At 70.2% G+C, this 10,098-nt stretch carries 14 protein-coding genes; 8 read left to right on the top strand and 6 right to left on the bottom strand.

Annotation, left to right across the window (positions count from 1 at the left end):
• The 3 genes from QM638_RS08750 to rsrA all read left to right on the top strand — a co-directional run.
• Positions 1-364: alpha/beta family hydrolase (locus tag QM638_RS08750; protein WP_415141574.1), on the top strand; the 364-nt coding region annotated here is incomplete at its 5' end.
• A gap of 148 nt (positions 365-512) precedes the next feature.
• The gene (locus QM638_RS08745) at positions 513-1,172 is read left to right on the top strand and encodes a sigma-70 family RNA polymerase sigma factor (RefSeq protein ID WP_415141573.1); all 660 of its coding nucleotides are present in this window, start codon (positions 513-515) and stop codon (positions 1,170-1,172) included.
• Entirely contained in the window at positions 1,169-1,453 is a 285-nt protein-coding gene (rsrA, locus tag QM638_RS08740; protein ID WP_415141572.1) for a mycothiol system anti-sigma-R factor, read from the top strand. The genes QM638_RS08745 and rsrA overlap by 4 nt, the downstream gene beginning before the upstream one ends.
• Before the next feature lie 119 nt (positions 1,454-1,572).
• Here the strand turns inward: rsrA and QM638_RS08735 are convergent, their stop codons facing one another.
• Together QM638_RS08735 and QM638_RS08730 are read right to left on the bottom strand one after the other, a co-directional pair.
• Entirely contained in the window at positions 1,573-1,647 is a 75-nt protein-coding gene (locus tag QM638_RS08735) for a 50S ribosomal protein bL37 (RefSeq protein WP_370249596.1), read from the bottom strand.
• A gap of 134 nt (positions 1,648-1,781) precedes the next feature.
• On the bottom strand, positions 1,782-2,648 hold the full coding sequence (locus tag QM638_RS08730) for a DUF2785 domain-containing protein (protein WP_415141571.1): 867 nt from the start codon (positions 2,646-2,648) through the stop codon (positions 1,782-1,784).
• Positions 2,649-2,709: 61 nt separating this feature from the next.
• On the opposite strand from QM638_RS08730, the gene QM638_RS08725 reads away from it, so the two are divergent.
• Entirely contained in the window at positions 2,710-4,179 is a 1,470-nt protein-coding gene (locus QM638_RS08725; RefSeq protein WP_415141570.1) for a sensor histidine kinase, read from the top strand.
• A 44-nt stretch (positions 4,180-4,223) separates the two neighbouring features.
• On the opposite strand, the gene QM638_RS08720 is transcribed toward QM638_RS08725, so the two are convergent.
• Entirely contained in the window at positions 4,224-4,478 is a 255-nt protein-coding gene (locus QM638_RS08720) for a WhiB family transcriptional regulator (protein WP_415141569.1), read from the bottom strand.
• Between the two features lie 201 nt (positions 4,479-4,679).
• On the opposite strand from QM638_RS08720, the gene QM638_RS08715 reads away from it, so the two are divergent.
• Positions 4,680-5,057, top strand: coding sequence for a hypothetical protein (locus QM638_RS08715; protein WP_415141568.1), 378 nt, complete (start codon positions 4,680-4,682; stop codon positions 5,055-5,057).
• A gap of 48 nt (positions 5,058-5,105) precedes the next feature.
• Here QM638_RS08715 and QM638_RS08710 read toward each other — a convergent pair whose 3' ends face one another.
• From QM638_RS08710 to sodN, 3 genes are all read right to left on the bottom strand, one after another.
• Positions 5,106-5,918, bottom strand: a complete 813-nt coding sequence (locus QM638_RS08710) for an RNA polymerase sigma factor SigF (RefSeq protein WP_415141567.1) — start codon at positions 5,916-5,918, stop codon at positions 5,106-5,108.
• Between the two features lies 1 nt (position 5,919).
• Positions 5,920-6,324: an anti-sigma factor gene (locus tag QM638_RS08705; protein ID WP_415141566.1), complete on the bottom strand. Its 405-nt coding sequence runs from the start codon at positions 6,322-6,324 to the stop codon at positions 5,920-5,922.
• Between the two features lie 265 nt (positions 6,325-6,589).
• The gene (gene sodN, locus QM638_RS08700) at positions 6,590-6,988 is read right to left on the bottom strand and encodes a superoxide dismutase, Ni (protein WP_415141565.1); all 399 of its coding nucleotides are present in this window, start codon (positions 6,986-6,988) and stop codon (positions 6,590-6,592) included.
• Positions 6,989-7,049: 61 nt separating this feature from the next.
• Between sodN and QM638_RS08695 the strand changes: the two genes are divergently transcribed.
• The 3 genes from QM638_RS08695 (at position 7,050) to QM638_RS08685 (ending at position 9,779) form a co-directional block, all read left to right on the top strand.
• Positions 7,050-7,406 (top strand): S24 family peptidase, encoded by a 357-nt coding sequence (locus QM638_RS08695; protein ID WP_415141564.1) that lies wholly within the window; start codon positions 7,050-7,052, stop codon positions 7,404-7,406.
• A gap of 188 nt (positions 7,407-7,594) precedes the next feature.
• On the top strand, positions 7,595-8,779 hold the full coding sequence (locus QM638_RS08690; protein WP_415141563.1) for an NAD(P)-dependent malic enzyme: 1,185 nt from the start codon (positions 7,595-7,597) through the stop codon (positions 8,777-8,779).
• Between the two features lie 31 nt (positions 8,780-8,810).
• A complete protein-coding gene (locus QM638_RS08685; RefSeq protein ID WP_415141562.1) occupies positions 8,811-9,779 on the top strand; it encodes a zinc-binding dehydrogenase in 969 nt (322 codons plus the stop codon).
• Positions 9,780-10,098: the final 319 nt, after the last annotated feature.

Here is a 10,098-nt window from a genome sequence, read left to right as displayed (position 1 = left end):
CGGCGCCCGGTCGGCGGCGCGGACGGCGCGGGCGCTCGGCGCGGCCGGCTGCCTCTGCCTCGCCTTCCCGTTGCACCCGCCGGGCCGGCCGGAGAAGAGCCGGGCCGAGGAGCTGACCGGAACCAAGGTGCCTACGCTGGTGGTCCAGGGCGCCCGCGACCCGATGGGCCGGCCGGAGGAGTTCCCGGCCGGGACCGACCTGGTGGTCGTGCCCGGCGCCGACCACTCGCTGCGGGTCGGGGCCCGGGCCGGCGTCTCCGCGGAGGACGTCGCCGCCATCGTGGTGGAGTCGGTGCTGGAGTGGCTGACCCGCGAGGTCATCGGTACCACGAGCGGGCCGGTGTCCGGGCCGATGGCGACCTGACCGGGCCGCCGTACGCCGGGAAGCCGGGGATGGTGGGAATGCCGGTCGGGGCCGGTGGGTTGATCAGTGCGTGACCGTACTGCTCGAGCGTCCCGACGCCGTCGCTGCCACGCTGGTGGCCGTGCGTCCCGGCGTAGGCTTGGCGTCGATGAGTGAGACAGACGATTCCCTCGACTCCCTCGACGCGGCGGCGATCCCGGAGGTCGTGGACGTGGCCACCGAGACCGATGCCGAGCGTGACCTCCGCTTCGAGCGGGACGCGCTGCCGTTCCTGGACCAGCTCTACTCCGCGGCGATGCGGATGACCCGCAACCCCTCCGACGCGGAGGACCTGGTGCAGGAGACGTTCGCCAAGGCGTACGCGTCCTTCCACCAGTTCCGGCCGGGGACCAACCTGAAGGCCTGGCTGTACCGGATCCTGACCAACACGTTCATCAACAACTACCGCAAGAAGCAGCGCGAGCCCCAGCAGTCGATGGCCGAGGACGTCGAGGACTGGCAGCTGCACCGGGCCGAGTCACACTCCTCCTCCGGCCTGAAGTCGGCGGAGACCGAGGCGCTGGAGCACCTGCCCGACTCTCAGGTCAAGGACGCACTGCAGCGTCTGCCCGAGGAGTTCCGGCTGGCGGTGTACCTCGCCGACGTGGAGGGGTTCGCCTACAAGGAGATCGCCGAGATCATGGATACGCCGATCGGCACCGTCATGTCCCGACTGCACCGCGGGCGCCGGCAGTTGCGCGACCTGCTCTCGGACTACGTGCGCAGCAACGATCTGATGACCGCGGGCCGGAACGGAAGTGGATCGTGAACGGGCATCGGCACGACGCGGCCGACGAGGTGACCCCGGCGGAGTGCGCGGACTTCCTCGAGCAGATCGTGTATCTGATCGACAACGAGCTCGACGATGACGACCGGGCGGCGGTCCGGAAGCATCTGGACACCTGCAATCCCTGCCTGGCGAAGTACGACCTGCAGCGCACCGTGAAGGAAGTGGTCGCGCGGTCGTGCTCGGAGAGCGCGCCGGGGGACCTGCGGGCCAAGATCATGGTCCGGCTCGAGCAGGTCCGAGTGGAGATCGCGAACCCCTGACCGGCTCCGCCTGGTTCCGCCTCGGCAGCGGATGCCGACCCGGCATGAGGCCGAGGAGCGATGCAGCGAGCCCCGGACCGTCACGGTCCGGGGCTCGCTACGTCGCGCTGAGCGCGTGCTCAGCTGTTGGGGCGCTTGCCGTGGTTGGCGCCCTTCTTGCGGCGCGCGCGGCGCTTGCGTCCGGTCTTGCCCATGGTGTCCTCCTGTAGTCACGGATCCCCGAGGGGCCACGGGCCAGTCTCTCAAATCACCGCCGATCCGGCGAAATCAGCGGCGGCTCGGCGCCGGCCGGTGGCGCGGGCCGGGGCGGGGTGGCGGTGCACCACTGTCAGGCCAGGTAGGGGTGGTTGCTCGCCCGGAGCCCGTCCACGACCGCGAGCAGCAGGTCGGAGCGGTTGGCGAGCGGCCGCGCGCCGAGCGCCAGCTGCAGGTAGAGCGCCCGCAGGAAGGCCTCCGCGCTGCCGGTGCGCAGGTAGGGGTCCTTGCCGGCTCCGGGGTAGCTCCGGTTGGCGCCGGCGGCGACCCGGGAGATCCACGGCTCGACGACGGTGGTCGGCACCAGGCCGCGGCGCAGGATCGTCACGGTCGCCAGCGCGAGCCGATCCGGCTCGCCGTGGGTCAGGGCGATGTCGGCCGGCATCAGGATCCGGTCCGCGATGACGTCGAGCAGGACGGTGAGCTCGTTGGCGCCCAGGTGCGGGGAGGAGCCGAGTGCGGCCAGCGCATCGGCTCCGTGGGCCAGCGCGTGCGCCCACCCCCGGCCGGGCACGTAGCCCCGGATGTCGCGCTCGCGCAGCAGCCAGCCGGAGATCCGGTCGCCCCATTCGTAGATCTTGCTGCCGGTGACCAGCGGCCGCACCGTGTCGCGCACGATGCACTCGGTCAGGATCAGCACCGAGAAGCTGCGACGGAAGACGGTGTCGGTGTCGCGCTCGCCGAGCCCGACGGTCAACCCCGCGGCCATTCCGTCGCCGAGTCCGATCAGCAGGTCGTCGTACACCCCGCGCTCGATCCAGGTGGCGAGGGTCGGGTACGCCACGCCGTCACGTATCTGCGGGTCCGGGTCGCCGAGCATCCGGGTCAGCTCCGCGGTCAGATCGGCCAGTGGCCGGTCGTCCGGGACACTCAGCCCGGCGCCTTTGACCTCCGCCCAGTAACGGGTCGTCGGCGGCGGCGATGACGACGGCTCGGGCATGGGGGACATCTTGCCAAAACCCTCTGTGCCGCGTGGCAGGACCCACCTCTACCCTGGGCCTGTGCCGTCGTTGACCGAGCTCGCGCAGAGCCACACCAACCTCAGCGAGGGCGATGTCGGCTGGCTCCAGTTGCTGATGGCGGACTGGCAGATCCTCGCCGACCTGTCCTTCGCCGACCTGGTGCTGTGGCTCCCCGACCGGGAGGGGAAGGGGTTCTGGGCGGGCGGCCAGATGCGCCCGACGACCGGTCCGACGGCGTACGTCGACGACGTGGTCGGCACCTTCGTGCCGATCGGGCGGCGCCCGCCGTTGGACGAGGCCTACCATGCCGGGCGCCTGGTCCGGGAGGGCGATCCGGACTGGCGCGACGACCTCCCGGTCCGGGTCGAGACGATCCCGGTGCGTCACCAGGGCCGGGTGATCGCGGTCCTCGGCCGCAACACGAACCTGCTCGGCGTACGGGCTCCCAGCCGACTGGAGCTCACCTACCTCGAGACGGCCGCCGACCTGACCAAGATGATCGCCAACGGGTACTTCCCGGCGCTCGGACAGCGCAGCGACCACGCCGACACCGCCCGGGTCGGGGACGGCTGCATCCGGGTCGATGCGGAGGGGGTGGTGACCTACGCCAGCCCGAACGCGCTCTCGGTCTACCGTCGGCTGGGCCTGTCCGGGGATCTGGACGGAGTCTCGCTGGCCGAGACGACCCGCGCCCTGGTACCGCCGCGCAAGCGGCCCGACGAGGAGACGATCAGCGCGGTCTTCGGCGGCCGGGCACACCGCGACACCGAGCTCGACACCGGGTCGATGGCGGTGATCGTCCGGGCGATCCCACTGCGCCCGGGCGGGGAGCATCTCGGTGCGCTGGTGCTGGTCCGCGACGTCACGGACCTACGCAGCCGGGACCGGGAGCTGGTCACCAAGGACGCCACCATCCGCGAGATCCATCACCGGGTGAAGAACAATCTGCAGACAGTGGCCGCGCTGTTGCGGATGCAGGCGCGCCGGATCGGATCGGGGGTGGAGCGCGAGGCGCTCGACGAAGCGGTACGGCGAGTCGGGTCGATCGCCCTGGTCCACGAGATCCTCTCCCAGCAGGCGGTCACCGAGACGGTGGCCTTCGACGAGATCGCCGACCGGCTCGGCTCGATGGTGGGCGACATGAGCGCGCTCGGCGTGGAGGTCCGGGTGCGACGGCTCGGCAGTTTCGGCGAACTGCTCTCCGACATCGCCACCCCGCTCGCCATGGTGCTCACCGAGCTGTTGCAGAACGCCGTCGAGCACGGCTTCGCGGGCCGGCGGGTGGGGCAGATCGCGGTCGAGGTCGCTCGGCCGCCGGGACATCTGGTGGTCAGTGTCGAGGACAACGGCAACGGTCTGCCCGAGGGCTTCGACCTCGATGGCCACAGCAGCCTCGGCCTGTCGATCGTACGGACGCTGGTGGAGTCCGAACTCGGGGGACGGCTGCAGCTGGGCGCCGCCCCGGCCGGGTCGGGTGCGCGGGCAACAATAGACCTCCCGGTCGAGTGAGTCGGACTCACTCGTCGCGGGAGGTCGCTCGTGGTGCTGGTCGGTCAGGCGCTGGTGCGGACGCGCGAACGCGCGTTGCGGCGCTTGAGCGCACGGCGCTCGTCCTCGCTGAGCCCGCCCCAGACACCGTGATCCTGGCCGGCCTCGAGGGCCCACTGGAGACACTGCTCGCGCACCTCGCACCGCCGGCAGACCTGCTTCGCCTCCTCGATCTGCAGGATCGCCGGTCCGGTGTTCCCGATCGGGAAGAACAGTTCTGGGTCCTCATCGAGGCAAGCCGAACGGTGGCGCCAATCCATGGCTGGGTGGGACCTCTTTCCTTACGTCGTCGGCGGGCTCAAGACCCGCGGTGCATGAAGGCACGACAATGTGAACGCCTTCACGTGCGTAGCCCTAGGCTTCCAACAATTGGAGCGTTAAACAAGAGGTAACAGGTGTCTGTTCCGTCACCGCCGCAGATCGCTCGCGGTGGGTGGGAGGCGATCCTCTACCCTCGACGAGTGAAGAACCGCCCGCTTCCCCTGCTGGTCGCCGTCGTCCTGGTCGCCGTGGAGGCGGTGTTGCTACTGGTGTGGGCGGTGCTCGAGTTCGCCAGCCTCGACGACTCCGAGATCGGCGGGTCGGCGGCCGCGGTCGGCATCTTCTTCCTGGTGTGCGGGGCCGGACTCGGGTTCTGCGCCTGGAGCCTGGGTGGTCTGCACTCCTGGGCACGGGCTCCGATCGTGCTCACCCAGCTGATAGTCCTGGGGCTCTCCTGGAACGCCCGGCACTCCTCGGCGCTGTTGTCGGTCGGGCTGTTCGTGCTCGCCGTCCTCGGGTTGGTCGGCATCTTCCACCCGGCCAGCCTCGATGCCCTGAGTCCGGACGAGGAGGAGTGAGCCCGGACGAACGAGGACCGGGCCTCAGCCCGTCGCGCTCGTGGGCGGCTAGTCGGTCTCCAGTGCGGAACGCAGATGCGCCAGGGTGCGGGTCAGCAGACGCGAGACGTGCATCTGCGAGATGCCGACCTCGGCGGCGATCTGCGACTGGGTCATGTTGCGGAAGAACCGCAGCATCAGGATGCGCTTCTCCCGGTCGTCGAGTGCCTCCAGCAGCGGTTTGATCGACTCCCGGATCTCGACGTGCTCCAGGCTCTCGTCCTCCGCGCCGATCGCGTCCAGCATGGTCGCCGGGTTGTCGTCGTTGTCGTCGCCGGCATCGAGCGAGAGCGTCGAGTAGGCGTGTCCGGACTCCAGTCCCTCGACGATCTCCTCGACCGAGCAGCCGATCTTGTCGGCCAGCTCCCGTGGCGTGGGGGAGCGGCCGAGCTGCTGGGTGAGCTCGGCGCTCGTCGAGCCGATCTGCATCCGCAGCTCCTGCAGTCGACGCGGCACCCGGATGGCCCAGCCCTTGTCCCGGAAGTGTCGCTTGATCTCGCCGAGGATCGTCGGGGTGGCGTAGGTGGAGAACTCCACACCCCGGTCGATGTCGAAGCGGTCGATCGCCTTGATCAGGCCGATGGTGCCGACCTGGACCAGGTCCTCGCGCGGCTCGCCGCGGTTGCGGAACCGACGGGCGCAGTGCTCGACCAGGGGCAGATGCAGCCGAACGAGCTCGTCACGGGCGGTGGCGCGCTCCGCCTCGGTGGCGGTCATGGAGGTGAAGACGGAGAAGAGATCGCTGCTGCGCCGCCTGGTCTGTTCGACAGCGGTGGTCCGCTGAGGATCGATCGTGTCCGTCCGAGTCGGCTCATCGGTCATCTCAGAGAGCTGCCTCCAACGGCGTCGCCTGGGCGACGAGGACGATCTCGAGGCGATCGCCGGACAACGTGGCCGAGGCCGAGTCGGCGAGGGTGGTCAGCACCTGCCAGGCGAAGCTGTCCTCGTCGATCGGGGTCGGGTCGTCGACGACCGTCTCGACCTGCACCTGCACCCGGCGCTCACCGAGCCAGAACCGGGTGACCAGCGCGGCCGGCTCCCGCACATGCTCGAGCGCGATCGCGGCCGCCTCACCGACGGCCATCCGCAGGTCCTCGATGTCGTCCAGGGTGAAGTCGAGGCGTGCGGCGAGGCCGGCGGTGGTAGTGCGCAGCACCGAGACGTAAGCCCCCTCGGCCGGTAGCCGAAGCTCGACATCGGCACGCATCGAGGAGTCCTCGGTACCCATCGCTGCCATCCTCTACGACCCTCCATCGTGTGTACCCGACACCACGGCCCGACCAAGGGGCCCCGGGACGATGTGCCCATCATGTCAGCACTCCCAACAGAACCTACGCCGCCCCGCGGGTCGCGGGACGGCGTAGGTTTCGGCTGGCGTAGGCGCCGGCTGGGCCAAAGATCGTGCGGAATCTCTTACTTCTTCGTCGGCCGTCGCTGCGCTCGGGCACTCACGCGTTCGCCGCACGACACCGAGCAAGCTCGGGTCGCTGGGCTCACTTCTTCGTCTCCCAGAAGATCTCGGCGATCTGGTCGATCTTGGCCAGGAGCTGGTCGGCCGCCTCGGCGTCCATGGTGCCCTTGGTGCCGCCGGCCCCGGCGAGCTTGGTGGCCTCGTTGATCAGGGTGTGCAGCTGCGGGTACTTCTCGAAGTGCGGCGGCTTGAAGTAGTCGGTCCACAGCACCCACAGGTGCTCCTTGACCAGCTGGGAGCGCTGTTCCTTGATCAGCACCGCGCGGGTGCGGAAGTCCGGGTCGTCGCTGTCGTTTGCCTTGGCGATGATGGCCTTGACCGACTCGGCCTCGATGCGGGCCTGGGCAGGGTCGTAGACACCGCAGGGCAGGTCGCAGTGCGCCGAGACCTCGATGGCGGGGGCGAGCATTCGCGCGAACATCTGAGTCCTCTCTGGGGACGAGTACATCGGGAAAGACGTGCTGCCTGCGACACTACTCCGCGTGTCGGAGCGTCAACCACGGGTACCCACATCTGGATGGTTCGGCCTGGCCAGGGTCACCGGTGAGTCGATGCGTCCGGCGCTGCACCCGGGCGATCGACTCCTCGTCTCCTACCGTCGCCGGGCGCGGGCCGGGGGACTGGTGGTCGCGCGCTTCCCGGACGGAGCCGTGGTGGTCAAACGGGCCGTCGAGCGCCGTACGACGCGTTCGGGTGGACCCGGCTGGTGGCTGTTGTCGGACAACCCCGAGGCGGGGGTGGACTCGCGCCATCGTGGCGTGATCGCCGAGGCCGACGTCCTCGCGGTGGTGCTCTGCCGACTCTGGCCGTGGCCCGGCCCGAGCCCACGAATTCGTTGATGTGAATCATCAGTTGAACCACGGCGACCACCGGCGTCCGCTGTGCCAGACTGTCGAGGTCGGGGGAAACATCCCCACCGGGCTCCGTGTACCGCCACCTGCAGGAGACGTGGGCCGAAGGCGTCGTGCCGATTCCCTGTAGCAGCGCTCGTCGTGAGCTCGTGAGCCCGTCGTGAAACGAGGAAGAGATGACCTCCCCCCAGCCCACCCATCCCCGTGCCGGTGATCCTGTCTTCGACCTGCATGTCGGCGGCAAGATGGAGATCGCCCCGACCGCATCGGTCGCGGATCGCGAGTCGCTGTCGATGGCCTACACGCCCGGGGTCGCCCGGGTCTGTACCGCGATCGCCGAGGATCCCGAGCTGAGCCAGGTCTACACCTGGGTGCCGAACACGGTGGCGGTGGTCACCGACGGCACGGCGGTGCTGGGTCTGGGCGACATCGGGCCGGCCGCGGCGATGCCGGTGATGGAGGGCAAGGCGGTGCTGTTCAAGGCCTTCGGCGGAGTGGACAGCATCCCGATCTGCCTGGACACCACCGACGTGGACGAGATCGTGGAGACGGTCGCCCGGATGGCGCCCAGCTTCGGTGGCATCAACCTGGAGGACATCTCCGCTCCGCGGTGCTTCGAGATCGAGGACCGGCTCAAGAAGCGTCTCGACATCCCCGTCTTCCACGACGACCAGCACGGCACCGCGGTGGTCACCCTGGCGGCGTTGATGAACGCGCTGACCCTGACCGGGCGCGCGCCCGGATCGACCCGGGTGGTGATCTCCGGGGCGGGTGCCGCCGGCGTGGCGGTCGCCAAGATCCTGCTCGAGTACGGCATCCGCGACCTGGTGCTGCTCGATCGGGTGGGCATCTTGTCCTCGGCGCGTACCGATCTGACCGGGCACAAGGCGGCGATCGCGGCGCTGACCGCCGACGTGACCGGGCGCAGTGGGGGACTGGCCGAGGCGATGGTCGGGGCCGACGTCTACATCGGCGTCTCCGGGGGTACCGTCCCCGAGGAGCTGGTCGCCTCGATGGCGCCCGATGCGATCATCTTCGCGATGGCGAACCCGAACCCGGAGGTCCACCCCGAGGTCGCGCACCGGCATGCCCGGATCGTGGCCACCGGCCGTTCGGACTTCCCGAACCAGATCAACAACGTGTTGGCCTTCCCGGGGATCTTCCGCGGTGCCTTCGATGCCCGGGCCTCCTCGATCACCGAGTCGATGAAGCTGGCCGCGGCCGAGGCGCTGGCCGGGCTGGTGGGCGACGACCTCGCCGACGACCTCGTCATCCCGGCGCCGTTCGACCCGCGGGTCGGGCCGACGGTGGCTGCAGCGGTGGCCGGGGCAGCCCGCCGCGAGGGCGTGGCCCGGGCCTGACGGCTGCGCGGACTCGACGTAGGGTGCTGGCGTGTTCGCCGTCTACGCCGAGTCCTTCCACGATGACGACCCCCTCGCCGGGCTGGTGCTCGGCGATCGTCCCGAGCCGGAGGTCCCGGACGAGTGGACCACCGTCGAGGTCAGAGCGGCGGCGCTGAACCACCACGACCTGTGGAGCCTGCGCGGGGTCGGGCTTCGGCAGGAGGCGCTGCCGATGATCCTCGGCTGCGACGCGGCCGGCCTGGATCCGGACGGGAACGAGGTGATCGTCCACTCCGTGATCGCCGACCCCTCGTGGGTGGGTGACGAGACCCTGGATCCCCGGCGCTCACTGCTCTCCGAGCGCTATCAGGGCACGCTGGCCGAGCGGGTCGCCGTACCGCGCCGCAACGTGGTGGCCAAGCCGGTCGGCCTGTCGTTCGAAGAGGCCGCGTGTCTGCCGACGGCCTGGCTGACGGCGTACCGGATGCTCTACGTGCAGGGCGCCCTCAAGCCCGGCGACAGCGTGCTGGTCCAAGGGGCCGGCGGCGGGGTCGCGACCGCGCTCATCGCCCTGGCCCGGGCCGGCGGCCTGCGGGTCTATGCGACGTCGCGGGACGAGGCCAAGCGCGCTCGCGCGCTCGAGATCGGCGCCCACGAGGTCTTCGCCTCCGGCGAGCGGCTTCCGGTCACCGTGGACGCGGTGATGGAGACGGTGGGGCGCGCCACCTGGACGCATTCGATCCGGTCGCTGCGGCCGGGCGGCGCGGTGGTGATCAGCGGTACGACGTCCGGGCCGGAGCTCGACGACGCGATGCTGAGCCACATCTTCTTCCGGCAGCTGCGGGTGATCGGCTCCACGATGGGCACCCGGGACGAGCTGGCCGCACTGGTGGCGCTGCTCGACGCCACCGGGACCAGGCCGTTGATCGACCGCGTCCTCCCGCTGGACCAGGCCCGTGCGGGCTTCGCCGCGATGGCGTCCGGGGACCTGTTCGGCAAGATCGTCTTCACCCGCTGAGGCGTGTCTCGCCGGTGGGGCGCGGCGCGCGGGGAGGGTGGCGCCGCGGGGGAGGGTGGCGTGGGGGCGGGGTAACACGTTGTCCACCTAGGTAGCAGCCTGTTGCAGCACGCTGCTACCCATCCGAACGACGTGTTACCCCCCACCACCACCGACGGCGGGTAGCGCCAGGCGGGGTACGCCGGGGACGACCTCAGACCGTATGACGTGACCGCCTCGGGTTGAGGGGGTTGCGGGCCGGGGCCTCTCTGCGCATGTTCGTGGGTTACCGAGCAGGGGCCGCCTGCTCGGCCTATCCACAGTCGTAGGAGGCCCCGGT

This window comes from Nocardioides sp. (assembly GCF_047606145.1).
Classification (GTDB): domain Bacteria; phylum Actinomycetota; class Actinomycetes; order Propionibacteriales; family Nocardioidaceae; genus Nocardioides.
Note: the sequence above shows the minus strand (reverse complement) of the source record. Positions and strands in the feature narration are given on the sequence as shown.

What these genes read in the sequence shown, in the direction of transcription:
- QM638_RS08745 (WP_415141573.1), top strand. Translation starts at nt 513, where the DNA reads ATGAGTGAGACAGACGATTCCCTCGACTCCCTCGACGCGGCGGCGATC.
- QM638_RS08710 (WP_415141567.1), bottom strand. Translation starts at nt 5,918, where the DNA reads ATGACCGATGAGCCGACTCGGACGGACACGATCGATCCTCAGCGGACC.
- QM638_RS08730 (WP_415141571.1), bottom strand. Translation starts at nt 2,648, where the DNA reads ATGCCCGAGCCGTCGTCATCGCCGCCGCCGACGACCCGTTACTGGGCG.
- sodN (WP_415141565.1), bottom strand. Translation starts at nt 6,988, where the DNA reads ATGTTCGCGCGAATGCTCGCCCCCGCCATCGAGGTCTCGGCGCACTGC.
- QM638_RS08720 (WP_415141569.1), bottom strand. Translation starts at nt 4,478, where the DNA reads ATGGATTGGCGCCACCGTTCGGCTTGCCTCGATGAGGACCCAGAACTG.
- QM638_RS08690 (WP_415141563.1), top strand. Translation starts at nt 7,595, where the DNA reads ATGACCTCCCCCCAGCCCACCCATCCCCGTGCCGGTGATCCTGTCTTC.
- QM638_RS08705 (WP_415141566.1), bottom strand. Translation starts at nt 6,324, where the DNA reads ATGGGTACCGAGGACTCCTCGATGCGTGCCGATGTCGAGCTTCGGCTA.